At 49.4% G+C, this 25,157-nt stretch carries 26 protein-coding genes and 2 pseudogenes; 18 read left to right on the forward strand and 10 right to left on the reverse strand.

Translation table 11 applies throughout. The annotated features are described in order from the left end of the window. Positions 1-304: 304 nt before the first annotated feature. The 16 genes from dnaE (at position 305) to rlmB (ending at position 14,724) form a co-directional block, all read left to right on the forward strand. Positions 305-3,859, forward strand: coding sequence for a DNA polymerase III subunit alpha (gene dnaE / locus OOT00_RS09230; protein WP_265425089.1), 3,555 nt, complete (start codon positions 305-307; stop codon positions 3,857-3,859). After that, positions 3,804-5,009 (forward strand): aminotransferase class I/II-fold pyridoxal phosphate-dependent enzyme, encoded by a 1,206-nt coding sequence (locus OOT00_RS09235; protein ID WP_265425090.1) that lies wholly within the window; start codon positions 3,804-3,806, stop codon positions 5,007-5,009. The genes dnaE and OOT00_RS09235 overlap by 56 nt, the downstream gene beginning before the upstream one ends. 289 nt (positions 5,010-5,298) lie before the next feature. Then, complete coding sequence (locus tag OOT00_RS09240; RefSeq protein WP_265425091.1) at positions 5,299-5,976, forward strand: alpha/beta hydrolase; 678 nt, start codon at positions 5,299-5,301, stop codon at positions 5,974-5,976. Beyond that, positions 5,973-6,935 carry a methyltransferase domain-containing protein gene (locus OOT00_RS09245; protein ID WP_265425092.1) on the forward strand — a complete coding sequence of 321 codons (963 nt, stop codon included), beginning with the start codon at positions 5,973-5,975 and terminating at the stop codon, positions 6,933-6,935. The genes OOT00_RS09240 and OOT00_RS09245 overlap by 4 nt, the downstream gene beginning before the upstream one ends. Continuing rightward, on the forward strand, positions 6,905-7,540 hold the full coding sequence (bioD, locus tag OOT00_RS09250; RefSeq protein WP_265425093.1) for a dethiobiotin synthase: 636 nt from the start codon (positions 6,905-6,907) through the stop codon (positions 7,538-7,540). Before OOT00_RS09245 ends, bioD begins: the two co-directional genes overlap by 31 nt. Before the next feature lie 337 nt (positions 7,541-7,877). Further along, positions 7,878-8,183: a hypothetical protein gene (locus OOT00_RS09255; RefSeq protein WP_265425094.1), complete on the forward strand. Its 306-nt coding sequence runs from the start codon at positions 7,878-7,880 to the stop codon at positions 8,181-8,183. A gap of 7 nt (positions 8,184-8,190) precedes the next feature. Then, on the forward strand, positions 8,191-8,430 hold the full coding sequence (locus OOT00_RS09260; protein WP_265425095.1) for a hypothetical protein: 240 nt from the start codon (positions 8,191-8,193) through the stop codon (positions 8,428-8,430). Between the two features lie 6 nt (positions 8,431-8,436). Further along, the gene (locus tag OOT00_RS09265; protein WP_265425096.1) at positions 8,437-9,099 is read left to right on the forward strand and encodes a DEAD/DEAH box helicase; all 663 of its coding nucleotides are present in this window, start codon (positions 8,437-8,439) and stop codon (positions 9,097-9,099) included. 1 nt (position 9,100) lies between these two features. Then, positions 9,101-9,289 (forward strand): hypothetical protein, encoded by a 189-nt coding sequence (locus tag OOT00_RS09270; RefSeq protein WP_265425097.1) that lies wholly within the window; start codon positions 9,101-9,103, stop codon positions 9,287-9,289. Positions 9,290-9,421: 132 nt separating this feature from the next. Beyond that, positions 9,422-10,720 (forward strand): adenosylmethionine--8-amino-7-oxononanoate transaminase, encoded by a 1,299-nt coding sequence (gene bioA / locus OOT00_RS09275; protein ID WP_265425098.1) that lies wholly within the window; start codon positions 9,422-9,424, stop codon positions 10,718-10,720. Between the two features lie 81 nt (positions 10,721-10,801). Next, positions 10,802-11,533, forward strand: a complete 732-nt coding sequence (gene fabG, locus OOT00_RS09280) for a 3-oxoacyl-ACP reductase FabG (protein ID WP_265425099.1) — start codon at positions 10,802-10,804, stop codon at positions 11,531-11,533. A 330-nt stretch (positions 11,534-11,863) separates the two neighbouring features. Then, a complete protein-coding gene (locus OOT00_RS09285; RefSeq protein WP_265425100.1) occupies positions 11,864-12,049 on the forward strand; it encodes a Trm112 family protein in 186 nt (61 codons plus the stop codon). Continuing rightward, positions 12,050-12,937 (forward strand): YicC/YloC family endoribonuclease, encoded by an 888-nt coding sequence (locus OOT00_RS09290; RefSeq protein WP_265425101.1) that lies wholly within the window; start codon positions 12,050-12,052, stop codon positions 12,935-12,937. A gap of 91 nt (positions 12,938-13,028) precedes the next feature. Then, positions 13,029-13,328 carry a DUF370 domain-containing protein gene (locus tag OOT00_RS09295; RefSeq protein ID WP_265425102.1) on the forward strand — a complete coding sequence of 100 codons (300 nt, stop codon included), beginning with the start codon at positions 13,029-13,031 and terminating at the stop codon, positions 13,326-13,328. Continuing rightward, on the forward strand, positions 13,315-13,944 hold the full coding sequence (gene gmk, locus OOT00_RS09300; RefSeq protein ID WP_265425103.1) for a guanylate kinase: 630 nt from the start codon (positions 13,315-13,317) through the stop codon (positions 13,942-13,944). The genes OOT00_RS09295 and gmk overlap by 14 nt, the downstream gene beginning before the upstream one ends. 12 nt (positions 13,945-13,956) lie before the next feature. Next, positions 13,957-14,724, forward strand: a complete 768-nt coding sequence (gene rlmB, locus OOT00_RS09305) for a 23S rRNA (guanosine(2251)-2'-O)-methyltransferase RlmB (RefSeq protein WP_265425104.1) — start codon at positions 13,957-13,959, stop codon at positions 14,722-14,724. An 18-nt stretch (positions 14,725-14,742) separates the two neighbouring features. Here rlmB and OOT00_RS09310 read toward each other — a convergent pair. Beyond that, positions 14,743-15,147, reverse strand: a pseudogene (locus OOT00_RS09310) (transposase); the annotation flags it as partial. 122 nt (positions 15,148-15,269) lie between these two features. Between OOT00_RS09310 and OOT00_RS16555 the strand changes: the two are divergent. Next, positions 15,270-15,533, forward strand: a pseudogene (locus OOT00_RS16555) (integrase core domain-containing protein); the annotation flags it as partial. A gap of 125 nt (positions 15,534-15,658) precedes the next feature. Here OOT00_RS16555 and tnpA read toward each other — a convergent pair. The 7 genes from tnpA to OOT00_RS16230 all read right to left on the reverse strand — a co-directional run bounded on the left by tnpA (position 15,659) and on the right by OOT00_RS16230 (position 22,815). Then, a complete protein-coding gene (tnpA, locus tag OOT00_RS09320; RefSeq protein WP_438266395.1) occupies positions 15,659-16,099 on the reverse strand; it encodes an IS200/IS605 family transposase in 441 nt (146 codons plus the stop codon). A 96-nt stretch (positions 16,100-16,195) separates the two neighbouring features. Next, positions 16,196-18,199 carry a sulfatase-like hydrolase/transferase gene (locus tag OOT00_RS09325; protein WP_265425106.1) on the reverse strand — a complete coding sequence of 668 codons (2,004 nt, stop codon included), beginning with the start codon at positions 18,197-18,199 and terminating at the stop codon, positions 16,196-16,198. Next, positions 18,193-19,554 (reverse strand): O-antigen ligase family protein, encoded by a 1,362-nt coding sequence (locus OOT00_RS09330; protein WP_265425107.1) that lies wholly within the window; start codon positions 19,552-19,554, stop codon positions 18,193-18,195. The genes OOT00_RS09325 and OOT00_RS09330 overlap by 7 nt, the downstream gene beginning before the upstream one ends. Next, positions 19,547-20,332, reverse strand: a complete 786-nt coding sequence (locus OOT00_RS09335; protein ID WP_265425108.1) for a tetratricopeptide repeat protein — start codon at positions 20,330-20,332, stop codon at positions 19,547-19,549. The genes OOT00_RS09330 and OOT00_RS09335 overlap by 8 nt, the downstream gene beginning before the upstream one ends. 59 nt (positions 20,333-20,391) lie before the next feature. Continuing rightward, positions 20,392-21,192 (reverse strand): ABC transporter permease, encoded by an 801-nt coding sequence (locus OOT00_RS09340; RefSeq protein WP_265425109.1) that lies wholly within the window; start codon positions 21,190-21,192, stop codon positions 20,392-20,394. Between the two features lie 20 nt (positions 21,193-21,212). After that, the gene (locus OOT00_RS09345; RefSeq protein WP_265425110.1) at positions 21,213-22,163 is read right to left on the reverse strand and encodes an ABC transporter ATP-binding protein; all 951 of its coding nucleotides are present in this window, start codon (positions 22,161-22,163) and stop codon (positions 21,213-21,215) included. A 79-nt stretch (positions 22,164-22,242) separates the two neighbouring features. Beyond that, entirely contained in the window at positions 22,243-22,815 is a 573-nt protein-coding gene (locus OOT00_RS16230) for a pilin (RefSeq protein WP_303649932.1), read from the reverse strand. A gap of 27 nt (positions 22,816-22,842) precedes the next feature. On the opposite strand from OOT00_RS16230, the gene OOT00_RS09355 reads away from it, so the two are divergent. Then, on the forward strand, positions 22,843-23,124 hold the full coding sequence (locus tag OOT00_RS09355) for a hypothetical protein (RefSeq protein ID WP_265425111.1): 282 nt from the start codon (positions 22,843-22,845) through the stop codon (positions 23,122-23,124). Here the strand turns inward: OOT00_RS09355 and OOT00_RS09360 are convergent. Together OOT00_RS09360 and OOT00_RS09365 are read right to left on the reverse strand one after the other, a co-directional pair. After that, the gene (locus OOT00_RS09360) at positions 23,118-23,873 is read right to left on the reverse strand and encodes a PilZ domain-containing protein (RefSeq protein ID WP_265425112.1); all 756 of its coding nucleotides are present in this window, start codon (positions 23,871-23,873) and stop codon (positions 23,118-23,120) included. The two genes, OOT00_RS09355 and OOT00_RS09360, sit on opposite strands and share 7 nt — an antisense overlap. A gap of 264 nt (positions 23,874-24,137) precedes the next feature. Continuing rightward, the gene (locus OOT00_RS09365) at positions 24,138-25,151 is read right to left on the reverse strand and encodes a serine/threonine protein kinase (RefSeq protein ID WP_265425113.1); all 1,014 of its coding nucleotides are present in this window, start codon (positions 25,149-25,151) and stop codon (positions 24,138-24,140) included. Positions 25,152-25,157 lie beyond the last annotated feature (6 nt).

Raw genomic sequence — 25,157 nt, forward strand, 5'->3', positions numbered from 1 at the left:
CAATAATGGCACGGAAGTTATTTTGTCCTTATTCAGCCATCTCATTACCACGACTTTGAGTCCTGTGAGCCCTAGGGCATGGGAACTTGCATGGTCAGATCGTTTGCCAGCAGGCATCTGTAAAGGGAGCCTCGGCAAAACAGGGCCGTAAAACCCTTTGCAAGAGCAGCCCCTGCGCCTGCCCGTATCAAAATATCCGCTTGCATTATGGTCTGACAGCAACCTGTGGCTGAGTCAGGATAGCAATCAGATTTCATAATGCCTGTTTGTTTTTTATATGCTTGAAAGAAGAAAGGTTTTTTTCATGGAAACCCCGGTTCCGGATTTTGTCCATCTTCACCTTCATACCCAGTACAGTCTTCTGGATGGGGCCATTCGCCTCGACCCTCTCTTTGCCAGAGCAAAAGAATACGGTATGCATTCCGTTGCCATTACGGACCACGGCACCATGTTCGGGGTAATGGAATTCTATGAAAAAGCGGTGAAAGCCGGAATTAAACCCATCATTGGCTGTGAGTGCTATGTGGCGCCGAGATCCCTGTCGGATAAAAGTACGGAAGATGCCAAAGGGCTTTCCCATCTGGTATTGCTGGCCCGGAACAATGAGGGGTATAAAAATCTCTGCAAGCTTGCCACCATAGCCCAGATGAAGGGGTTTTATTATAAACCCAGAGTGGATGATGAGGTGCTGGCGGCCCACAGCGAAGGCATTATTGCCCTTTCCGCCTGTCTTCAGGGGTCTATCCCCAAGCTTCTGCTCAGAGGGCAGACAGCAGCGGCGGAAGAAAAAGCCCGCTACTATGAAAAAATATTTGGAGAGGGTAATTTTTTCCTGGAAATTCAGGAAAATGGACTCAGACCCCAGAGGGAGGCCAATACTCTGCTTGTGGATATGGCGGAGCGCCTTTCCCTGCCCCTTGTGGCCACCAACGACTGCCACTATCTGGATGCGGAAGATACGAGGGCCCATGAGCTGCTTCTGTGCATACAGACGGGAAAGACCATCCACGATCCCAACCGGTTCCAGTTTGGCACCGATGCCTTGTATTTTAAAAGCCGGGAGATCATGGCCCGTGAGCTGGGTCACTTCAAGGGTGCCCTTGCCAATTCTGTGGATATAGCCAGTCGCTGTGATGTGAGCTTTGATTTCAATACCTATCATTTCCCGAATTTTCCCACAGAAGAAACGGGAACGGCGGATGAACTTTTTGATGCTACGGCCCGCAGGGGTTTTGAAAAGCGTATGGTTTTGATCCGCAAAAATAATCCGGATGTGGATGAAAAACTGTATCTTGATCGTCTCAATTACGAGATAGAGACCATCAATAGCATGGGCTTCCCCGGCTATTTTCTCATCGTGGCAGATTTTATCCGCTATTCCAAGGAAAACGGCATTCCTGTTGGTCCCGGGAGGGGGTCTGCCGCAGGATCCATGGTGGCCTATGCCATGGGGATTACAGACCTCGATCCCATTGAGCATGGCCTGATTTTTGAGCGGTTTCTCAATCCCAGCCGTATTTCCATGCCAGATATAGATGTGGATTTTTGCATTAACGGCAGGGAAAAAGTATACGATTATGTCGTAAGAAAATACGGAGGTGGGGACTATGTGGCCCAGATCATCACCTACGGGAAAATGAAAACCCGCGCTGTGATCCGGGATGTGGGCCGTGCCCTTGGCATTCCCCTGAAGGATGTGGATGAAATAGCCAAGCTTGTTCCGGAAGTCCTGAATATCAGCCTTGAGAAGGCCCTGGAACAGGAACCGGAAATTCTGAAAAGGGCTGCGGAACGATCCGACATCAAGGAATTGCTGGATATTGCCAGAAAGCTTGAAGGTTTGCCTCGTCATGCATCCACCCATGCGGCGGGTGTGGTTATCGGGGATCGCAGGCTGGATGATTATCTGCCACTGTACTGTGGTAAAAAGGGTGAGGTTGTCACCCAGTTTGACATGCATTATGTGGAAAAAATTGGATTGGTGAAGTTTGACTTTCTGGGGCTTCGTAACCTAACGGTCATCAAAGAAGCCCTCGATCTCATTGCCCTTCAGGGACTTGAGGTGCCGGATCTCGACACCATTCCCCTCGATGACCAGCCAAGCTACGATCTTCTTTCCAGAGGAGACACCACAGGTGTTTTTCAGCTGGAAAGTTCCGGTATGAAAGACCTTCTGGTACGCCTCAGGCCTTCCACCTTCGGCGACATTACCGCCCTTGTGGCCCTCTATCGCCCCGGCCCTCTGGAAAGTGGTATGGTGGATGATTTTGTGGAGAGAAAGCATGGCAGGGCCGAAGTTTCCTATGCGCTTCCCCAGCTGGAACCTATCCTGAAGGATACCTATGGCGTAATTCTTTATCAGGAACAGGTCATGAAAATTGCCGGGGTGCTGGCCAGATACACCATGGCCGAAGCCGATGGTCTGCGTAAGGCCATGGGGAAAAAGATAGCTGAAATGATGGTGGCCCAGCGGGAGCGTTTTATGAAGGGGGCCGCTGAAAGTGATGTCGAGCTTGAAAAAGCCGGGCATATTTTCGATCTCATGGAAAAATTCGGCGGTTATGGTTTTAACAAGTCCCATTCCGCAGCTTATGCCCTGATTGCTTATCAGACGGCCTATCTGAAGGCCCATTATCCTTTGGCCTTTATGGCCGCTCTTCTGACCTCAGAAATGAATTCCCTGGATGGTGTGGTAAAGTTTATTGAAGAATGCCGCAGTCATAACATTGAGGTACTCCCTCCGGATGTCAATGCATCGGGTCTTGCTTTCACTGTGGTGGATGACGCCATCCGCTTTGGCCTTGTGGCTGTTAAAAATGTTGGTGAAGGACCTGTTGCCGCCATTCTTGCGGAAAGAGAAGCCAACGGACCCTTTGAAGATCTCTTTGATTTCTGTGAACGCATTGATCTGAGAAAGGTGAATAAACGGGTGCTGGAGGCATTGATCAAGTGCGGCGGCTTCGATAGTACGGGTGTGGAGCGTAGCCGCATGATGGCGGTGCTGGATGAGGCCGTGGATCATGGAGTACGGGCACAGAAGGAAAAAAACGATCCACAGATGGGCCTTTTTGATATGGTGGAAGATCCCGTTGCCGAAGGTCTTAGGCCTGTATTCCCGGACATTCCGGAGTGGGAGGACAGGGACTTGCTGTTTTTGGAAAAGGAGCTTCTGGGGCTGTATCTTTCCGGACATCCCTTACAAAAATACAAAGAGGCCATTGCCCGCTATGCCACAACGGATGCGGAAGGATTGAAGACAGTAGCCAATGGGTCCGCCGTGCGTCTTGGTGGCAGTATCCATGATGTGAAGGTTATTATTACCAAAAAAGGTGATAAAATGGCCTTCATGAACCTGGAGGACATGACCGGAGCATTGGTGGAGGCGGTTATTTTCCCATCCCTTTTTTCTTTGATTACGGATCTTCTGGAAACGGATACGCCCGTTATTGTGGAGGGAGAGGCTCAGGTGGAAGGGTCTTCTGCCAAAATTAAGGCGGAAAAGCTTGTCCATCTGGACAGGGCCGGAGAGGTATGGACCGGTATGCTGCATCTTAATGTGAGTACGGATATCCATAAGAGAGAAGATCTTGTGAAGGTGCAGGAATCCCTGCGCCGTTATCCGGGGAATTGTGCTGTGCAGCTCCATGTACGAATTCCTGAAAAAACGGAAACCCACATTGAATTTCCGGATCTTCTCAAGGTCAGTCCCGGAGCGGAACTCATGGCAGAGCTGCAGGATATTCTCGGGCCGGGGGGTGTTGTCACCTCCTGCACCCCTGCAAAGCTGGAGGACAGGGGAAAGAATGGCAAAAACGGGTATAGAAAAAGGGGAAGCAATGGAAATGCCGCCTCTGCCTGAAGTTTTTTTTCCCATGGAAAAGGCCCTTGAAAAAAGAAGGGAGGCCGGAACTCTGCGCAACCTTCGGTCCATGGAGCCCATGGACGGGGGCAGGGTGCGTGTGGGGGATCGGATTCTGGTAAATTTTTCCGGTAACGATTATCTGGGGCTTTCCAGAGATCCCCTTCTTTTGCAACGGGGAGAAGAGTTTGCAAGGTATTTTGGAGCCGGTGCCACGGCATCCCGCCTGATCTGCGGAAATTTTTCCTGTATGGAGGCAGTGGAAAAAAAAATAGCAAGGATGAAGGGCTTTGAATCGGTACTCATGCTGGCATCGGGTTATCAGGCCAACCTTAGCCTGCTGGCAGCCCTATGTGACAGAAAAACCCTTATTTTTTCCGATCGTCTCAATCATAACAGCCTGATACAGGGAGCAAGACTTTCCGGCGGTAAGATTATCCGTTTTCGGCACAATGACCTCAGTCACCTTGAAAAACTCCTTTGCAATGCGCCAGAAGAAACAAGAAAGTGCATTGTCACGGAATCGGTTTTTTCCATGGACGGTGATGTGCCGGATCTGGAGGGGCTGAGTCGGCTTGCAGCAATCCATCAAGCCCTTCTGCTGGTGGATGAGGCCCATGCCACAGGGGTTTTGGGGGATCAGGGCATGGGGCTGGTGAAGCCCGGTATGGCCCATGCCGTGGTGGGAACCTTTGGCAAGGGGGCAGGGGTGTTCGGAGCCTATGTGGCAGGCCCGGCCCTTCTTAAAGAGTATCTTGTCAATGAGATGGGTGGTTTTGTCTTTTCTACGGCCCTTCCTCCTTCGGTGATAGGCATGGTGGATGCCAGTCTGGACCGCATGGCGGAGATGGATGCGGAAAGGGTGCACCTTACAGCCCTTGGGAATCGGCTTCGTCTGGGATTGCAGAAGCTTGGTTTTGATACCGGAGCTTCATCCACCCAGATTGTGCCTGTCATGATGGGAGATGCAAAAACAGCTCTGGCCCTTTCGGCCCATCTGGAAAAGGAGGGTTTTTTAGGCGTTGCCATCCGTCCGCCCACGGTGCCGGAAGGGGAAAGCCGTATTCGTCTTTCCCTCTGCGCTCTGCACAGTAAAAAAGATGTGGAAGGGCTGATCAGGGCTTTTTCTACTTTTACTGTAATTGCTTAGCATAATTTTTCAGGTACCATACCTGCCAGATGGATGCACAGGCACCCAGGCTATTTGCCCGTGGCGCACTCCGTCACTCAAGCCATAGAACCAAAGCCTGTGATGAAAATAATGGGCTTTTGCAAGCTTGAGTCCCGAAATCTGAAACGATTGCAACGTCACTTGCAAATAAGCCAGTGTGCCTTGCAATAGTATGATACTGCTGCAATTACAGTGTTGGAGTTTTGGAATAAATTGTGCTGAACAGTTACCTTTTGTACATTATCTAGACATAAAATGACGGATATTTATGATGTCTTTTTTCCCCCATTCCATCCTCTGCGTACACGGCTGGGCCCAAAGTCCTGATTTCTGGGCTCCCCTTGGGGTTGTATTGGAAAAACCGGAAGCCCTCTGTCTGCTGGATCGGGGGTATTTTGGCAGTCCGTGCTTGCCTTCTTTGCCCCGGGATGCCGGTATCAAGGGCATTGTCACCCATTCTTTTGGCCTTCACCTTATCCCTGATGTATGGCTAAAGCAGGCAGATTTTATTGTTATTGTAGCCGGTTTTAACAGCTTTCTGCCCGCAGACCGCAGCAGACGGCGCAGATCGGAACGGATTCTTTATCTGATGCAGAAAAAACTTAAAGAAAATCCCGAAGCCCTTGTGGCTCTTTTCCGCCGTCTCTGCGGGCAGAAGGAAAATCTTCGTTCTGGGTTTGTTAATACCGCCCTTATGGCTGAAGACCTGCAAAATCTGGCGCATTCCCGTCTGGATCTGGATCTTTTCCTGAAAATCCCTGTGATTCATATTATCCATGGCAGACAGGATAAGGTGGTGGATGCCAGCAGGGCAGAGGAGCTACAGGCAGCACTTCCCCATGCCCGCCTTCATATGGTGGAGGACGGGGATCATGGTATTCCCCTGACCCATGCTGAAATGCTGGGGGAGCTGGCAGCTTGTGCCATCGGGGAGTGTCGGTCATGAAGGAAAAAGTAGCTGCTGCCTTTTCTGCCAAAGCTCATACCTACAATGAACATGCAAGGGTGCAGCGCAGGGCATCGGAGATTTTTCTGGATTATCTTAAAGATTTTTCAGGCAATCTGCCCGAGGCTCCTGTCCTTGAAATCGGCTGTGGAACAGGTTTTGTTACAAAGGGCCTGATAACGCTTTCAGGGGGCAGACATCATGTGATAACGGATCTTGCTCCTGCCATGGTAGAGCTTTGTGAGGCGAATCTCAGAAGGGATTTTCCTGCGGCATCCATGGATTTTTTGGTGATGGATGGAGAGGTTTTGCGGGAAAACTCCTCTTTTGGACTTGTGGTTTCAGGTTTTACCATACAGTGGTTTACAAACCTTGCACAAAGTCTTGCAAGTCTTGTGGACTCCCTTGTGCCCGGTGGTCTTCTGGCCCTTTCCTTTCAGGGGGAAGGCTCCTTTACGGAGTGGAAAAAAATCTGTGAAAAAGAAAATCTGCCCTTTTCCGCCAATCCTCTGCCGGAGGGGCAAGTGGTGGCGCAGATCCTTCAGAAGACCGGATGCCGTGTAACAATATATAGTGGCCGTATGGTGGAATCCTATCCCTCTCCGAAATATTTTTTCCGCTCTCTGGGGGCCATTGGTGCCGGGACACCCCTTTCGGAAGAAAAAACAGATCCGAGACTCCTTGCCCGCATCATGAAAGCCTGGTCGAGAGAGTGTGAAGGCAGGCCTGCGGAAGTCAGCTACAGGGTGTATTTCGTTTTTGCACAGAAACCTGAAGATGCGGCAGCTACCAGAACGAAGACCATCCTTTATACCCCTCTCCCTCTGGTGGTGGCGGAGACTCTCGAAGCCAGGGGCTGGGGTGAGGGTGCTTTTTTGGGGAATACTCAATCCGTAAAACGGACGGAAGAAAAAAAAGGATGTGTGGAATGGCAGACCTTCCCCGACGTTTTTTTATAAGCGGTACGGACACGGATATCGGCAAAACCTTTGTTTCCGCCCTCTGTGTGGCAGGGCTTTCTGCCATGTACTGGAAACCTGTGCAGACGGGATTCCCGCCCGATCGGGACAGGGATACGGTACAGCGCCTTACGGGTCTGGGTGACGGGCATTTTTTCCCGGAGCGTTTTTGTTTTACGGAGCCCCTCTCTCCCCACAGGGCGGCGGAGAAAGAAGGCCGTTTTATCCGGCTTTCAGATTTTGTATTGCCGGATTCGGGTAGCCGTCATCTGGTGGTGGAGGGGGCAGGGGGGGTGCTGGTTCCCCTGGCAGATGATCTATATATGACGGATCTGATACGGCATCTGGATCTTCCCGTTCTCCTTGTATGCCGCACGGGTCTTGGCACTTTGAACCATACTTTTTTATCCGTGGAAGCCCTGAAAAATCGTGGTATCCCCATTGCAGGAATTGTGGCCAATGGCCCTTTCCACCGGGATAATCTGGAAGATCTCACCCTCATGACGGGTGTTCCCCTGCTTGTCCATGTGCCTTTTGTGGCAAATTTATCGGAAGTGGACATGGCGGTACTGTTTCGGACCTGTTTTTATTCAAGGCAAGTGTGAAACCAGCCTCCGGGAAGCAGGAAATCAGCGCCAAAGCTACCTATGGGGTAATTGTTCAGCACAATGTTTCTTCGTTAAATCGAATGCCTTTAATCAGGTGCATAGATAATCGGACCATTTGTTCGGGACGCAATTTTATTCTTAGAGCTTCTTGCCCTGTGCGGAAGCGGCAAAAACTCCCCGCCACAGGCTTTTTTCTATGACCCCGGTCCTTCATCCCTTGGGGTGCTTTTGAAAAAGACCTTTCCGGAGATCCGGGCTTTGAAAAAAGATTTTCGCACGGCATTCCTTTTTCTGCCCACCCTGAAGGGTTGTCCTTTGCCTTCAAGTCCTCTCATTGGCCAGTCTCCGGAGGGGAGGGGAGGCCCTCAGCCTTCATCCCTGGCTGACATCACCCCTTGCCCTGGATTGGCAGGGATGCCGGGCGCTTTTGGGCTGCTGCATGGGAGGTCCCCTTCTGGAAAAGGGGCTTTTTGCGGGATCGGATCTTCTGTGGTGGGGCCAGAGGCTGCGCTTTGCGGGTTCCCTTGCCGTAAAGGGAGTCTATCTGCCTGCTGTGCAGCGGGGGGAAGGTAAGGATTTTTTATGCCCGGTGGCAGCCCCTGCCCCATGGGGAGGGTTAGGATACCCTGGCCCGTCTTGAAGCAGCCATGCCCGAATCCTGCCGCTGCCTTGCATCGGAGAAGAGTCTTGAAGCGCCTGCCATCCACCCCAGAGAGATCTTCTACGCCTTCACAGCCTTTGCCCTGGATGCTCTGGTGCGGGAAAGCAGTGGTCCCTTTGTGCTTCGCAGGGTCAAAACGGATAGGGAGGTCATCACGGATCTGCCGGATAAACAGGAAATGAAGGTGCTCTGTACCCTCACAAAGGAACAGGCCAGCGATATGTAGGCCGCTTTGGAATCCAGCGATGGAATCCAGCGTAAGGGCATGGTGCTGGCGGCCCTTTCTAAACGGAAGCAGATATGCAACCATCCGGCCCATTTTTTGAGGGATGGCTCTGCGGTGGAAGGCCGTTCGGGCAAGCTGGAACGGTTGACGGAAATGATGGAAGAGGTGCTGGTGGCCGGGGAAAAGGCCCACATTTCTTCCCAGTTCAAAGAGATGGGCGATATCTTGAACACCCACCTGCCGCAGAGTTTCGGTCAGGAGGTGCTTTTTCTCCATGGGGAGACAGTGGTGAAGGACAGGGATACCATGGTAAGCCGCTTTCAGGCAGGAAAATCCGGGCCGAAGATTTTTGTCCTCTCCCCCAAGGCCGGAGGAACGGGCTTAAACCTCACCGAGGCCAGCCATGTGTTTCACTCTGATCGCTGGTGGAACCCGGCCGTGGAAAATCAGGCCACGGACAGGGCCTTTCGCATCGGTCAGAAAATGAATGTGCAGGTGCATAAATTTCTTTGCGCCGGAACCATGGAAGAGCGCATTGACGCCATGCTTGAAAAGAAAAGCGCCCTTTCGGAAAGTATTGTGGGCAGTGGCGAGGGCTGGGTTACGGAACTGTCCACCAGTGCCCTGAAGAAGGTACTGGCCCTTTCTAAAGAGGCCGTGGGAGAGTGAAATGAACAGGTGCTGGAATTCTGGTTTTCCGACCACAAGGCCAAAGGAAGTGAAAGACGCTATCCGTGCAGGCTCCCGAAAAGGGACCATGGCATCGAAATGGTGGGGAAAACGCTGGATTGCTGTGTTGGAAAATATTGGCGGCAGCACCCGCATGGCAAGGGCACCGTGCATGGAGCCTGCAGCTTAGAACAGATTCAATGCGCCGCCTGTGTGCCGGACAGGCAACCCCCTGGCTTCGAGAACCTCAGCTTATGTGGGCCATATCGGGCACCATCAGAAACCTTGATAAGCCATGGACTCTAAAAGGAGTACGGAAAATATGAAAACGGATCAAAAAGACAGGGCTTCTGCCTTCTGGATGCCCTTTACCCCCATTGAAGCAGCAGCCAATCCTTTGCGCGTGGCCTCCGGTCAGGGAAGCTGGCTTGTTCTGGAAGACGGCAGCAGGCTTCTTGACGGTATTTCCAGCTGGTGGGTGAACCTGCACGGCCATGGAAGAAGAGAAATTGCTGAAGCCATTTATCATCAGGCTTTAACCCTTGAGCAGGTGATCCCTGCCGGACTCACCCATGGGCCTGCCGAAGCCCTGGCCGAAGGGGTATTGTCCCACCTGCCCGAAGCCCTCTGCCGGATGTTTTACTCCGATGATGGCTCCACCGCCGTGGAGGTGGCTTTGAAAATGGCGGTGCAGTACTGGTGGAATCAGGGAGAAACCCGGCGCACCCGTTTTCTTGCCTTTGAAGGGGCTTATCATGGCGATACCCTCGGTGCCATGAGTGTGGGAGACAGATCCAGCGGATTTTCCGATCCCTTCAGGCCCCTGATGTTTGATGTCACCTATCTTCCCTGGCCTTCAACCTGGGATGATGATGAGGATGTGGAATTGAAAGAAGCAGCAGCTCTGAAGACACTGGATGAGGCCTTGGAAAACCATGGGGATACCTTTGCAGGGCTTATTATGGAACCTTTGATTCAGGGCGCAGGGGGTATGCGGTTCTGCAGGCCGGAATTTCTTCTGGGTGTTCAGGCCCGCATGAAGGCTGCCGGGCTTCTTATCATCTATGATGAGGTCATGACGGGTTTTGGCCGGACGGGTGAATGGTTTTCCTGTGTGAAAGCAAAAACGTCTCCGGATATTGTCTGCCTTTCCAAGGGAATTACGGGAGGCTTTCTGCCTCTGGGGGCTACGGTGACGACAAAAAAGGTGCAGGATGCTTTTCTGGGAGACGATCCTTCCCGGACCTTCTGGCATGGACATTCCTATACGGCCAATCCCCTGGCATGTGCAGCCGGTCTTGCTTCCCTGGAGCTAATGGAGGAGGAACCCTTCCGGAAATTTGAAAACTGGCACCGGGAGTTGGGAGAAGCCTTGAAAAATCATCCCCGTATCCGTCGGTTCCGGGCCATGGGTACCATTGCGGCCATGGAGCTTTTATCCGATGGCAGCGGCGGATATTTTGATGTTTCGGGACCTTTGCTGCGCAAAGCTTTTCTGGATGCGGGGGTATTGCTCAGGCCCCTTGGTAATGTGATCTATATTCTGCCACCCTATTGTACGACAAGGGAAGAACTTACCCTGATTTATGAAAGCATTCTTCGTGTTCTTTCCACTTTCTGAAGAAGGAAAAGAAGTGAGAACCTTGCAGGTTTCAGGTCTTTGGGGTAAAAAAGCCCTTTAATGGTAATAAGGAGGTTTTGGATGGAAAAGGATGCAGCAGTTGCTTTGGTTACGGGTGCCGGAAAGGGTATAGGGCGCGCCATTGCCCAGATGCTCGGAGAAAAGGGATTTTATGTCTGCCTTGCCTTCCGATCCAGCCGTTCCGGAGCAGAGGAGGCCCTTGAAACCATATGCAGTCTGGGTGGAAGAGGTGAGCTTGTGCAGCTGGATGTAACCGATGCCGCTGCCTGTGAGAGTAACCTTGATGCACTGATTAAGCAGACGGGACGTCTGGATGTACTGGTGAATAATGCGGGTATGCGCAAAGATGGTCTGATGGTATGTATGAAAAACGATGCCTGGGAAGAGGTGATGCGTACCAATCTGGATAGTTTTTTTTATCTTACAAGACCTGTTGCCCGTCAGATGCTGCGCCAACGCTATGGCCGTATCATTTCTATCGGATCTGCGTCCGGTCAGGCCGGTGTGGCCGGTCAGGTGAATTATTCGGCCTCTAAGGCCGGTCTGATGGGAGCCAGCAAAGCGTTGGCCCGCGAGCTGGCCAGCCGGAACATTACGGTGAATGTGGTAGCGCCCGGTTTCATTTCAACGGACATGACAGAAGACTTGAATATGGAAGTTCTGATAAAGGAGATTCCGGCTGGAAGACCGGGCAGGGCAGAGGAAGTGGCTTCGCTGGTAGCCTTTCTTGCTTCTCCGGAAGCCTCCTATGTGACAGGGCAGGTGATTGGTGTGAATGGTGGGTTGTATTAAAATCAAGATGATATTTTGTTGCCAGCTTTATTCGGCCATGGATACTGTCTGAGTTGGGAAAAGACTGTATCGGCATTGTACCTGTCTGACAGATTAAGGGGGCAGAGGTTGGTTTCGTCGGCAGAGCTTGGTCCGGATCATGGGTCCTTATACGGCCGCTAACTTGCAATGCCCTATCGTAGAAAGAACTACGGATATAGACGGATCGTCGGATTTGTTGATATGGAAAAAGAATATGACCTGCCTGTGCACCTTCCGCGTTAAGTGTACAGGCCTTCTGTGGGTCTTTTGGGTTATGCACAGGATTGATTGACTTGAAAGGTAGAAAAAATGGGATTGAACCCTGAATTACTGGAAGTACTGGCCTGTCCCCGTTGCCGGGGCAAGGTGCTGGAGAATGAACAGGCTCAGGAGCTCGTGTGTGAGCCTTGTGCCGTAGCCTATGAAATTCGTGACGGCATTCCCGTGATGCTGCCCGAAGCTGCCCGCACCCTTGGTTCTGAAAGAGGGGCCTGAATGATGAAAAGCATGACAGCCTATGCCAGAGCTTCCCGCACGGAAGGGGAGCTGACGGCAGATGTGGAAATCCGCACTTACAACAGTCGGCACCTCGATCCTATGATTCGGGTACCATCGGGCATGAACGGGCTGGAAGAGCGTATCAAAGCCATGCTGGCGTCCCGGTTGGCACGAGGAAGGGTTGAGGTTCGTCTTCAGATCAGTGATATGCAGCAGGCCATGGATGCTTTTGAAGTGGATATGGCAAGGGCCGCCTCATGTAAATCCGCATTGGAATGCCTTGCCAGAACCCTTGATATCCCAGGCGAGGTAAGTCTTGGAATGATTCTTGACGCGGGTACCGGTATTCTGCGAACGGCTGAAAAAACAGTGGATCCTGAACGTCTGCTCCCGGTGGTGGAAACGGTCATGGGGGAAGCGCTGGATTCCATTGATGCCATGCGCTGTACGGAAGGCCGGTATCTTGCCGATGATTTCAGGCGCAGGCTGGACTGGATTGAAGAGCAGGTCAATGCCATAGAAACGGCGTCCGAGGACCTTGTCACTCTGTATCGGAACCGTCTTATGGAAAGGGTCAGTCTCCTGCTGCAGGATGCGGGGCTTGAGGCAGATCCGGGAAGGCTTTTGCAGGAAGCGGCTATTCTTGCAGACCGCAGTGATATTTCAGAAGAAGTTGTTCGTGCCAGAAGCCATATCCTTCATTTCCGAGATATTATGGATGGTTCGGAGCCCGGTGGGCGGAAGCTGAATTTTCTGCTTCAGGAATTCAACAGGGAGTTTAATACCATGGGTTCGAAAGCCGGAGACAGCAGTGTGGCTCATCGTGTTGTGGCTGTAAAGGCGGAACTGGAAAAGCTTCGTGAGCAGGTTCAGAACATTGAGTAGCGGTACGAGAAAAGAGGCAAAGGGCCTTACAACCAAAAAAGGGCTGGAACCGATCATCTGTATCCGATGACATCCCCGAGAAAGGCTTCCCATGGCAAATTCATTGAAGAGCGGTAAAGGCAGATCGGATCAGAATCTCTTAAGTATTGGTTTCGGCAGCAGTGTGGTCGCGGATCGGGTTGTGGCTATTGTTTCCCCCAATTCGGCCCCCATGAAACGTCTGAAGGATGAAGCGAAAGAAGATAAAAGGCTGGTGGATGCTACCCATGGCAGAAGAACCCGGTCCATTATTGTGCTGGATTCGAATCATGTGGTGCTTTCTGCCATTCAATCAGAAACCATATCCCAGCGTTACGGGGCGCTGAAAGATCATGAGGATGATGCAAGCTAACGAACGTATACAATCAGAAAATGGCGGAAAAAGGGGACGGCTTTTTGTGGTATCTGCCCCTTCGGGAACAGGAAAAACAACGCTGTGCACGGCTTTACGGGAGCGTTTTCCTGATCTCTCCTATTCCATATCCTATACCACCCGTTCTCCCCGCAAAGGAGAGAAAGACGGTAGAGATTATTTTTTTATTTCTCTGGAGGAATTCAGGGCAGGTATAGATCAGGGCCGGTGGGTGGAATGGGCGGAAGTGCATGGAAATTATTATGGCACTTCCGCCTTTGCTTTGGAAAAGACCCTGTCTTCCGGCGGTGATCTTCTGCTGGAAATAGACGTTCAGGGTATGCGCCAGATTCTGGAGCGCTTTCCCGAGGCGGTCACCATTTTTATTCTGCCTCCCTCTGTGGCCAGTCTTCGGGAACGTCTGTTCAAACGAGGAACGGATGCTTCTGAGGTGATTGAACGTCGCATAGCCGATGCCATTCTGGAGATAGCCCGTAAGGATGCCTATCGTTACCGCATTGTGAATGACGATTTTGAGAGGGCCAGAGATGCCCTGCTCTTTCTTATTGATGCCTGCAGGAAATATGAAGATCCGGATACAACGGATTTTCTGTAGAAACGGAATGCAATGAAAAAAAACAAGCCCTCACGGGCTATTTCAGCCAAAGTGAGCTCTGAGGATCTTTATGGTATCCATCCTGTCACCGAAGCCCTGAGGGCAGGTCTGCGTTCCTGCAAGGCACTGTTTCTTTCAGACACGGAAAACCCGCGGTTTTCAGAATTGGTCCGGTTGGCCATGGAAAAGGGGATTGTTCCTCAGGCCTGCAGCATGGAACAGCTGACTTCCATGGTGTCTGGCGCGGTACATCAGGGCGTTGTGCTGAGGGTTTCTCCCTTCAGGTTCCGTGATCCCGATGTCCTGATACGTGGAGATTCTCCACTGGTGATTGTGGCCGATGGTATGGAGGATCCCCGTAACCTGGGTGCCATTGCCCGCACAGCCCTCTGTCTGGGGGCAACGGGAATTGTCATTCCAAAGGATCGTGCCGCTGGCCCTACACCTGCGGCAGTGAAGGCTTCAGCAGGTGCTCTGGAGCACCTGCCTCTGTGTCAGGTGGTGAATATCACACGGTTTCTTGAAGAAGGTAAAAAAAAGGGCTTCTGGGTGGCGGGTCTGGACGGCAAGGGGCAGCCCCTGCCGTCTGCCGGACTGAATGGTCCCCTCATCCTTGTGGTGGGTGGAGAGGATCGTGGGGTTCGCCCTCTGGTCCAGAAACACTGTGATGTTATGGTGTCCATTCCGCAGACAGGACCAGTCGGTTCCCTCAATGCATCGGTGGCGGCGGCTCTGGCTATCTATGAAATTAGGCGCAGTAGTCTGGTGGGTTTCAGATAGTGTCGTTAGATTGTGTAGTTATGAGATTATAGCCCAAAGATAAATGCACTGGATGTGAATAGCCGCAAGGAACGAGGCTGTATTCTTCGTATACCGAGTTGCTATGCCGCGCCAACGCTTCAAGTGGAGAAAAGCATTTTCTATCAAGAGGCTAATTCTGTATAGGTATTTGTCGTAACCACAAAGCTCCTTCCGATTCTTCCTTGGTGGAAAGACAGGCTCCATTCCTTGCTTTTCTGTCATCTCCTCGGTCAGCGATAAGACACTGTGTGGCAAATCCTTCGATCAAGGCAGCGGCCTACTTGCAATCTGCTGTTGTACTTTTTGAAATAATAGCTCAGACCGGCACGTCATGCACATCCACGGTCAGATGCAATTTTATATTAGGCGCCCTTTTGTGCGAGTCATGTTTTGATTCCAGCCTAGGTAGAAGCAAGATAGATGCCACCTAAAGTATGATTTTTTTAAGCTGCCTCCAGGTAAGATTTTTTCATGATATGGCCTTGCTTTTTATCAGGATTAAGTATCACCGTAAGCTCCGGCTGGGTATGATTCATCATTCCGACCGCGGCAGCCAGTATTGTTCCGCGGATTACCGCAAACTTCCTGGCCAGTTCAAAATGCCTGCATCAATGAGCCTTCCGGGGAAACTGTTATGATAACGCACCTATTGAGAGGTTTTGGGGGGTACTGAAAAACGAGCTCATTCATCATCAGCGTTACGAAACCTGGCAGGAAGCCATACGCCAGATACAACCTACATAGAAATTTTCTACAATCGGCAACGACGGCAGAAGAGGCTTGGTTATCTCTGCTCCCGCAGCCATGAGAAACATTTTTCAAAGAGCTCCAGGTGGCTTACATGCATTTGGTGTCCGCTATTGACGACCGACCCTATATGGAACCGCTCAAAGCTGTTAAAAGACTGGAATCACTACCCAAATAAGTTCAGCTGATCCAGACGTTTGTCTTCGCGTTTCTGATTCCGGGTATATTCACGGACTATATTCTCATCCTTACTAAGTGTGGATACATAGTAGTCTCTTGCCCAAAAGTACTTTCCTATAAAATTTTGCTTTCGACCCTGAAAATTTTGCGCCATCTGAATCGCACTTTTGCTTTTCAAAAAACCTAGTACTTGTGAAACTGGATACTGTGGCGGTATCGACAAAAGCATATGCACATGATCTGAATGCAGATGCTCTTCCAAAACCCGACACTGCTTTTGGCCTGCAAGATCATGTAAAATTTTCCTGAGGTAATGCCAAATTGATCCATAAATTTTCTGCTTACGGTATTGGGTCTCTAGGCACGTGCAATCCCAGCGGGTGTGGCTTAAGCTTTGATCGTCATACATAGGCAGTCGCCACTTCATGAACTTTGAGCGGTTTTGGGTGGAAGACTTCCTTTCTATTCCTGGAAATGTCAAGCTCTGGGAGTCCCCCGGCAGAGCCGGTAATTTACCCTTTTTTTATGGTGTGAGTATATTCGGGCGTTTTTTCCCTACCTCATGGAGCATGATTATGGCCTCATGGGGCAATGTTGCAAAAGATTCATGGATTTCAAATTCTGCATTACCTTTTTGCCTGTAAAACCAATTTCTTGAGCCTTGTTGATCTGGAGAAAGCAGTGCCAAAAAATGACCATTTTGTATCATCCCATACTCTTTATATTTTTTTTCCCGCTCAATAACGTTGGATTTAAGCAGTAAGCGCCCATTTTGACTGTTGATGGTGTAAAGGGACATGCCCGCATAGATTTCTGCTTTCTCGATCTTACCACCATTAAAGTGGATATCTTTAGGATTCAGGCCCGTTTCAAAAAAAAGAATGCGGTCTTTTACGATGTGATGGCTTTTTAGGGCAGGAAGCAGAGAGATCCCATCCAAATTTACCCCTTTCGGGTCAATTTTGAGATCTTCCATAAGCGTGGGCAGTATATCAGCAAGCATGGCTTGCTGTCTGCGGCTTCCTGTTTCATAAGAGTTTTGACCATACCTCCGGAAAGCCAGCATGACACGGTACTGTCTTGGAGAAAGAACAGAAGTACCATGTCCCCAATCAATATCACCTTGCCTTAGGGGGGCATTGATGGATTTTCCATAAGGCTGATGGAGTGGTTCTCCAAGCCCTTCTCCATGATCGGAAAGGAGAATAACCCATGCATTTTCAAGTAGATTTTTACGTTCCAACATTTCTATGATGCTACCGAACTGTTGATCTGCAGCCTGTAGGGAAAGGGTGTACTCCTTTACTCTTTTGTCTGCAGTATCGGTTATCAGAGGAGCATTTTTCCATATAAACGGGTAATGGGGCAGGCAAAGATGGATTGCAATAAAGGCTGGAGATCTGGGATTATTGGGTAATTTTGCATTCAGATGCCGGACAAAGGTTGCCGGATCATAGGTTATATGTGCAGGGCGGTTTGTGTGGGAGAAAGGGAAGAAGATACGACCGAAAAGGCCGTTGATAAAGAGGTTGGAGAGGGCAGTGTCATTGAAAGTCGCCAGTAGAAAATCTGCAGCTCCCATAACTGGCCCTGCAACGGCATCAAACCCAAAAGATTCATCAATATTGCTGAATCTTTTCTCATCCGTTGCAAAAAAAGTGAAGTAGCCTGCCTTTTTGAAATCATGTGGCAGGGCCTTGGCAAGAGCTTCCGGGTCCGGAACCGTCAGATTGAAATCAACCCCGGCATCCCATGGATACTTTCCAGTGAGGATACTGACCCACGCGGGAAAGGTGCGGGCGATGGGCGTGTACGTTTCTGGAAAAGCAATAGCATTATTGAGAAAGGCATTTACATGGGGTGTTATTTCTGTGTTGTGTAAAAGAGTGGTAAAATCTGGCCTGAGAGAATCGATACCGATGAGAATGATATGGGGTGGTTTTTCATTATCTAGAGTTCTGTTGCCAGTTTCTGAGGGAATGAAAAAGAAAGATGGCATATAAGCAAACTGGGGGAGGCTGAGGGCCGCAAAAAAAATTCCGTATAGCAGCAGAGCAGGAAGAGTCCTGTATTTTTTTGTCTGAATGTCATGCCGGATTTTGAAAATCGTAAGGATTGTCAGGATTCCTCCACTGAGTAAAAGAAAAAGCCAAGCTGTTGGTTTGGAAACTGTAACTTGTGAATGGGGGAAAAGAATCGTATTGATTCCCATCAGAAGAGAAAAAAGTAAGAAAAAAGAACCTGCTAAGGCCAGTATAGGACGGACAGCGCAATGAAAATGTAAAATAGTACTGCTCATCCAGTAGGTTGCAAGGGATCCCCAACAAATAATGATCAGATGGCCTGTGAAGAAAAGGATAAGATACTTTTGCAAATGCTGGGTTTTAAAAGCATCCTGGATCAGGCTGGGTATGACTTTTTCTGGAAGAATAAGAGCGATGGACGGTTGAAAAATAAACATACTTAAAATATGAAAAACTGTAAAAATCAAGAATATAAATAGAAATGTTTTTTTGAACGTTACCACGCATACTCCTGTGATGATTCGTTTCCCTGTTTATCATATGCATAAATAACAGCGGCGGACATAGCAAGTAGAGTTAAGGGAAGGGCATGATAAAATACACCATCAATGAGTCCCAGAAAAAAATAAGCAACCCACAGTGCCTGACACGGGAGAAGGTACAGGTTGTATTGATTAAAAGAAGAAATTTTTTTGCCTTGTTTCCAGCAGACTGTGTAGAGCCAAGCGAGGATAGAGCAAAAGAAGATTGCTCCGGGAATACCCCACTCAGAGAGGGCCTGAAAAAAAAAGTTGTGAGGCTGTACAACATGCTGAACATCGGGGTGCATACGGAATGCATCCGGTCCATAGCCGAAGGAAAGGCTGCCATAGGGATATGCGGTACTTTCCATTGCAATTTTCCAGAGATAGGTTCTTCCGGAGAGCAGATGTTCAAGAGAAGATGCTGTCCCAGTGCGTTCAAAAGCACTCATAATTCCTAATGAAGTATTCGTGACAGCAAAAAATGATGAAAAAAGAAGACCAAGGGACATAAAAAAAAGAGTCCAAAGGAAAAATCGCCATTTGTGAATTTTTCCTTGTACAAACATAATGATCCAAAAAAGACCTGCAGTCGCTGCAAGAATTCCTCCTCTGCTCCCACTCCAGAAAAGAAACGAAAAACCAAGGATTTGAACCAAAGAGAAGGAAATACGTATGGGAAGGTAACTCTTTTCACCCCATGCAATATGCAGCGCCCCAACGGAAGACAGTAAAACAATGGCAGTGACAAAATATCCAAAATGCCTAATATTGGTGAAATGAGGCATCATTAAAACCCAGTCGTAGTTTCTGGGATCTGGAATGATATTCCAATATATGATGATACCGCAGGCAAGCAGCACAAAACCTGCACTAACAATCATAAAACTCCATGGGATCATTCTAGGTTGTCTGTGAAACACCATAGAGAGGATTGCCGTAAACAAAAGAAGAATGGTCCATTCTGTCTGTCGTATAAGAGAAATAGTGTAAAAGGAAGAGTTGAAAGCACAAACCCATCCCCATGCAAGCCAGGACACGATGAGTAGTTTTAGTTCATCAGAAATCTTCCATTGGAGTGGTTGGAAAAAATATATTCCGATACTGATGATGATGAGCTGTAGGGACAGTACAGTGATACGGTAGTCGGCTGTGTTCCCCGTGTGGAAAAAAAACTGAAGGCCCAAGGGTAGAGTGAGGAGTCCGAGGAAGACAGGTATTGCTATTTTTTTTTGAGTCATTTCAGAAGCAAGATCGGAACAGTATGAAGTGAGATTCGATAATATAGCAAAGCCTTGCATAAATAGTCTTTTATTTTTTTTACAAGGTTTACTCATCTAATAACCCGCTAGTGGTATATACTCGCCCCCCCCGCATGATCAGCTTGCCGCCATAGGGGTCTTCGGGCAGGCCTTTAAGCAGGCCTTCTGTGATCATATCTTCCCATGTTTCCGGATAGCTTTCGTTTTTTTCATGAAAGATACGAATACGTTCTTCGAGAAAATCCATGAGTTCAAAAGTTTGAAGTCGTCTTTGCATGTGCTGCAGAAAATGGGGATTTTGTGTTTCCTCAATGGATTGACGTAGAAGAAAGATAGCGGGCTTATAGCTCTCATCACCCTCGGCGAGTTTTATGGCCATCATGGGCAGATAAGAAGGGGCATTTTTTTTGTCGGAGGCAATTCCCATATAATGGGCTCCGCATGTGGCATCTCCTTGAAAATAAAGGCAGTTGAACCCTATGTAATAGGGAGGACGCCAGTCTTCGGCCCTGTGTTTCATGGCTTTTTCCAGAAGAATCCTAGCGGTTTTAAAATCTTTTAAATCCCATGATAGTATCATTACGGCAAATTGGTAAGGTTCCCAAAATCTGGGATCAAGATCGGTGATCCCTTCCACTGCGGATACGACGTAGTCTTGATGTCTTTTATCAATAATAACCCCGTGGCTGATTTCTTCTCCTAGGGTTGTGATGGTTTTCAGAAATATAAAGTTAGAAATAAGACCCTTGAACCGAAGACTCAGAGGCAGAAGAACTCCGGACGGGAGGGTATAGCCCACGGGACTGCCCTGAAACATATGAAGACGTTGGGTGTGGCTCCATTGCCAAGCCATGGAAAATCCTAAAATAAGGCAGCAGAAAAAAAAAACTTGTATAAGAACAGCCTTGATGTTCATGCAAGCTCCCTTCTTTTGAAGAAAAAGGAGGCCATGAATAGCAGGATGGCGATGTAGCTCGCCGCATAGGCACTGATGGAAACCACGTAGGAAAAGGGCACAAGAATACCGTGAGCAGCTTGAGCCTTAAGATCAAATAGAGCCATGTTGGGAAAGACGTAACGTGAAATTTCTATGATAAGGAGGACAGGGCTGGACAGAGGGACGGCTTCTGTCGCAGTTTGCAGATAGCGGTACACTGTTTCAATATTTTCGCCCACAATATAGATTGATACACTGAAAAGAAGAGTCAGAAAGCCCGAGGAGCTGAAGGAAGCAAAAAAGATCACAATGGCGTTGATGAGGGCAAAGACCAGCCATTCACCAAGAATGGCCAGCAGAAAGGCGTCCACCCGGAAGTTTTGAAAAAAGCTGGAATAGAAAAAGTTAGCCAAAAACATCCCGACCATCGCAAAAAATGCCAGAATGACGGTGGCAACCGTGATGAGCAACAGGATACCTGCGTATTTCCCAAGGATATAATCGAAACGGCTTATGGGCTTGGCTAGAAGTACATAAATGGTTTTCCGTTCGAGATCTTTTGCCACAAGCTGGGGGCTTATGAAAAAAGAAATGAGAAGGCCTGCAAAGGTAAGGGCTGAAAGCATGAAGTCGCTGGCTACTTTATCCATATTTTGCCCGAAAAAACTAAGTACAGCCAGTCCGAGAATCATGACAGAAAAGGAAAAGATAAAAATGCCATAAAGGGCGCGATCCCGTACACCTTCCTTGAATGTAATGCCTGCCAGGGCTTTCATTGAACTCCATGTTTCTTTTCTCATATTCTCATCCCTGATGCTGGGTTTGCGGATGTTCCGGAAATGGTATCGGAGAAGAGTTGCTCGAGGGAGGATGCGGGCTTTTCCAACCCCAGCACAGAGATGGCTTCTTGCTCGCAGATACGCATGATTTCCATGAGATTTTCGGGTTGGCAGTGTATTCGGTAAAGTCCATTTTCTGTAGCTTCAACCTCAAAAGATCCGGATGTGGTCGGCTGGCGGCTGATCACTACATGCAAGAGGGAAGAAGACCCGAGTACTTCCGATCTACTGACGGTTTTCCGGATACATCCCTCATGCAGGATGATGATACGGTCTGCCATGCGTTCCACATCATTGAGAATGTGGGAGCAAAAAAGGATAGTTTTTCCTTTTTTTTTGAGATCCAGCATGAGATCCAGCACCATTTTTCTACCTAGGGGATCGAGGCCGGACATGGGCTCGTCAAGGATGAGCAGGTCCGGGTCAGTCACCATGGCAAGGGCAAGGCCCGTGCGCTGTACCATGCCTTTTGAAAAAGTCCGCAGGCGTTTGTGGGCCATATGAGCTATGCCTGTGCTTTCAAGACAGGCCATGATACGTTCTTTCTGGATTCTTCTGGAAAAGTTCTGGTGAGAGAGACCAAAGGAGAGCAGTTCATCAGGCGTAAGGTGCTCGCTGTAGTAGGCGTTTTCAGGAAGGTAGCCGAGGTTGCGCCGGGATTCAGGCTGATCCGTAGAAAACCCTGCAATGGTGACGTTTCCGCTGCTTGGGCGGGTGAGCCCAAGGATGTGCTTCACTAGGGTAGTTTTGCCAGCGCCGTTGAGTCCGATGATGCCTAGGACCTCACCTCTGGCAATGGAAAGATGGATGTCCCTGAGTACAGGTGTTTTTTTTCGGATCAGGTTTTTTCCCTGAATGTGCAGGTCCTTGCAGAGGGCGGTAATCCGGATGAGGTCGGTGTTGGCCATAAAATCTCCGAAGGGGAAAAAGACAGGGAATGTTTCCGTATCTGGAAGCATTCCCTGTTTGTGTATCAAGATTTAGTTATTAGGAGCCAGCACCCATGTATTCATATGCAGGAGCGGTGCAGTTTGCAACAGCAGTAGAAATAGCTGATGCTGGTTTTATAATTTGATAGTATCCTGAATTTCTTGAATCTATACAAAATTCAAGTCCTTCGCTGGTATTAGCCTTGGTAGATGTGCTTCTTAACCAGTAGAGAGCAGGGGTGCTGCCAGCAGCTGGTGTAAAAAAAGCGTTGATGGCTACGTTTTTGGAGGGTTCATATACGATATTGCCTGTTGCAGGAACAGCGCCAATCGTAATGCTTCTGCCGGTACCTGTGTCAAGGCCTGTGGCTGGAGTCACACCAGTCGTACCTGTAAGCTGAGTTGTGCCTCCACTATAAGGCAGCCTGTTCCATGTGGAAATGAAGGATTCAACTTCGGTCCGGACGCTGCGGATATCGCTGAGTGCCTGAGCGTTCATGCCGCGGGTGCGGTAAGCACTGAACTGGGGAATGGCGATTGCCGCCAAAATACCGATGATAGCGACAACAATCATCAGCTCTATCAGAGTAAAACCTTTCTGATTTTTCATTGCGTGAACACGACTTAACATAAATTACTCCTTTCATGGAACCAGTTAATGGCTGTTTGCAGCCTTAAAAACCCTCGTGGGTTGTTTGCTTCCTTGATAGAATGCACTGTCCATGCCAAGCCTGAATTTATTTCATTGTCTTTTGATTTTTCATGGGTTTTGATTGGGATTGAAGGCTGTTTGGAAAACGGCACAGCCGGAATAACAGCAGGGCTATTTCTCTGTTACTCATTTTTGACAAAAAAAGTCACTTTTGCCCCATCGTGCTTGACAAAAAATGGCAAGGTGCCAGTGCCTGTGACCATGCTGGACGCTGCAGGGTATCAGTAGCGGTTCAGCTGCCGGATTTCCTCCAGCTGGGCTTCGTGGATGAAACGACTTAAGGCTTCCTCTCCTTCTGGCTTCATTTTGATGAAGTGCAGGCCGATAAGACCGGCTTTTTCGTTGAAAAGGGGGTTGATTCTGGCTATTTTAGCGGCGCAGGCCACTTTATCCATGGCAAGCCTGTCTCCTTCGGGGTAGCGTAGGGCCATGCCAAGGGTTACCTGCGTGCCAATTTCAAGGTTGAACAGGGGGTTGGTCCGGTTTTCAATTTTTTTGGGAACCACAAGGCCCATTCCGCTGATGGAGAGGTCTAGAACAGAAAAATCTTTTCCGAATACGTACTCTTTTTCCTGCAGCAGCATTTTGGCAAAGAGTGAGAATTTTTTACCCGGAGACATGCGGAAAGCAGACCGGATGTTCACTTCGCACAGTCGTTTTTCATACTGGATGAATACCGCTTCTTCCGTAATCTGGGATGAAAGGGGGTAGTCCCTGCGGAACCCGGATACGGAACATTTCACTCCGTAACGTTTTTTTTGTTTTTTTTCATCGTATTTGAGGGTTGTTATGTGCATTTCCTCAAAGGAGGTGTTGGGAAGTATTTTGGGAGATGTCTGGGCTATGATCAGCACCCTTGCTGCCGTGTTCGTATCATAGATCATGGATGAACGTACTATGGGGGAAAGGGAGTTGAGGTTGAAAACCACATCTATTCCTGTTCCGGGTGTAAAAAAATTTTCCGGAGTATCCGTCATGGGAAATCCTGATATGGGCTTTTATGGGTCGAATGGGCGAGCCGTACAGAAGGGCATTTGTTTTTATGGATGCCCAGTTTACAATGCTGTTACCGGAGACGTTTATTAATGTAGCACATAGTTTTCTTCCGGGTAAAGATATCTTTACCCGGTCTGGATGAAAAACATCAGGAGAAGTTATTTCGTTTTTTTGCGCTGTTGCCGGGAAAAGGACAGTGCATCCCTTTTCCCGGTAGCGGTTCGTTCAGTGCGTGGACAGGTTTGTCATAGATCGGCAATAAAGTGAAAGGAAGGTCGTGTGGTCTCTGCTGACACGGTTCGATGCAGCTGTTGTTCCAGGTCTCTCAGTTCCTGACGCCAGAAAGCCCCTGTGCCCCATTCCGGAAAGGTTGCCGCAAAACGGGCATCTTTTTGCTGCCGCTGACACCAGGCAAGAAAATAGATCTGCCGCATGGCGCGCAGGCCCTCCACAAGGGCCATGCTGCCTGTCGGAAGCTTTCGGAAGCTCTGGTAACCTTCCATCAGCAGATTGATTTCCCTTGGGCACTGAGTTGGTCGATCCGGGAGGAGAAGCCATAGGTCCTGTATGGCAGGACCGGTCATCATGTCGTCGAAATCAATCAGCAGCAGGCCTTCTCCGGGACGATGGAGTATGTTTTTACGGTGCAGGTCACCGTGCAGTCGTATGGAGGGCTGCCCTGTAAAAAGCTCCCGGATATTTTGCTGCAGGCGGGAGACAAGAGTACGGAAGGAGTTCTGCATTTCCGCAGGCATTCCGCCGGATAGAAGGGTTCTGGCATCCCTGTCAAGGCTTCTGTCCGGGTGCAGACAAATACGATGTTCCGCCCTGCCTGCAGCGGCCACATTGTGCAGGCGTCCGATGAGGCGGCCCAGTTGTTCCCAGTCCCGGTCTTCGCTGATATCCAGCTCCCGACCGGCCCGTTTGGGAAAAAGGGCGAAAAAAATGCCTCCCGTTTCCCCAAGGGTCTCTCCTGTGTGCAGGTACTGTGGAGCTACCACAGGGAGTTCGGCCCCATGGCAGTCCACAAGGAAACGATGCTCATCCTCAAGGGCGGGTCTTGTCCATCTCCCGGGGCGGTAAAATTTTACAATATGCCGTTTCCCTTCCATATCCTGCAGTTCATAGACCCGATTGATGTAACTGGGAAGGGGTGCCACAAGACCTGTGAAGCGAAGGTTGGTGGCCTTTTCCACGGCATGGAGAATGGGCTCGGGAGTCAGGTCACTGAAGGTCCATGGAGAATGGGGTTTTTGCATGCCAGC

This window comes from Desulfobotulus pelophilus (assembly GCF_026155325.1).
GTDB lineage: Bacteria > Desulfobacterota > Desulfobacteria > Desulfobacterales > ASO4-4 > Desulfobotulus > Desulfobotulus pelophilus.

Coding starts and splice junctions, on each gene's coding strand:
- fabG (WP_265425099.1), top strand. CDS start 10,802: ATGGAAAAGGATGCAGCAGTTGCTTTGGTTACGGGTGCCGGAAAGGGT.
- OOT00_RS09235 (WP_265425090.1), top strand. CDS start 3,804: ATGGCAAAAACGGGTATAGAAAAAGGGGAAGCAATGGAAATGCCGCCT.
- OOT00_RS09290 (WP_265425101.1), top strand. CDS start 12,050: ATGATGAAAAGCATGACAGCCTATGCCAGAGCTTCCCGCACGGAAGGG.
- OOT00_RS09335 (WP_265425108.1), bottom strand. CDS start 20,332: ATGGCTTGGCAATGGAGCCACACCCAACGTCTTCATATGTTTCAGGGC.
- dnaE (WP_265425089.1), top strand. CDS start 305: ATGGAAACCCCGGTTCCGGATTTTGTCCATCTTCACCTTCATACCCAG.
- OOT00_RS09360 (WP_265425112.1), bottom strand. CDS start 23,873: ATGACGGATACTCCGGAAAATTTTTTTACACCCGGAACAGGAATAGAT.
- OOT00_RS09330 (WP_265425107.1), bottom strand. CDS start 19,554: ATGAGTAAACCTTGTAAAAAAAATAAAAGACTATTTATGCAAGGCTTT.
- OOT00_RS09295 (WP_265425102.1), top strand. CDS start 13,029: ATGGCAAATTCATTGAAGAGCGGTAAAGGCAGATCGGATCAGAATCTC.
- OOT00_RS16230 (WP_303649932.1), bottom strand. CDS start 22,815: ATGTTAAGTCGTGTTCACGCAATGAAAAATCAGAAAGGTTTTACTCTG.
- OOT00_RS09365 (WP_265425113.1), bottom strand. CDS start 25,151: ATGCAAAAACCCCATTCTCCATGGACCTTCAGTGACCTGACTCCCGAG.
- OOT00_RS09285 (WP_265425100.1), top strand. CDS start 11,864: ATGGGATTGAACCCTGAATTACTGGAAGTACTGGCCTGTCCCCGTTGC.
- OOT00_RS09245 (WP_265425092.1), top strand. CDS start 5,973: ATGAAGGAAAAAGTAGCTGCTGCCTTTTCTGCCAAAGCTCATACCTAC.
- OOT00_RS09270 (WP_265425097.1), top strand. CDS start 9,101: ATGAACAGGTGCTGGAATTCTGGTTTTCCGACCACAAGGCCAAAGGAA.
- bioA (WP_265425098.1), top strand. CDS start 9,422: ATGAAAACGGATCAAAAAGACAGGGCTTCTGCCTTCTGGATGCCCTTT.
- OOT00_RS09240 (WP_265425091.1), top strand. CDS start 5,299: ATGATGTCTTTTTTCCCCCATTCCATCCTCTGCGTACACGGCTGGGCC.
- OOT00_RS09260 (WP_265425095.1), top strand. CDS start 8,191: ATGCCCGAATCCTGCCGCTGCCTTGCATCGGAGAAGAGTCTTGAAGCG.
- bioD (WP_265425093.1), top strand. CDS start 6,905: ATGGCAGACCTTCCCCGACGTTTTTTTATAAGCGGTACGGACACGGAT.
- OOT00_RS09355 (WP_265425111.1), top strand. CDS start 22,843: ATGGCTGTTTGCAGCCTTAAAAACCCTCGTGGGTTGTTTGCTTCCTTG.
- gmk (WP_265425103.1), top strand. CDS start 13,315: ATGATGCAAGCTAACGAACGTATACAATCAGAAAATGGCGGAAAAAGG.
- rlmB (WP_265425104.1), top strand. CDS start 13,957: ATGAAAAAAAACAAGCCCTCACGGGCTATTTCAGCCAAAGTGAGCTCT.
- tnpA (WP_438266395.1), bottom strand. CDS start 16,099: ATGAAGTGGCGACTGCCTATGTATGACGATCAAAGCTTAAGCCACACC.
- OOT00_RS09345 (WP_265425110.1), bottom strand. CDS start 22,163: ATGGCCAACACCGACCTCATCCGGATTACCGCCCTCTGCAAGGACCTG.
- OOT00_RS09340 (WP_265425109.1), bottom strand. CDS start 21,192: ATGAAAGCCCTGGCAGGCATTACATTCAAGGAAGGTGTACGGGATCGC.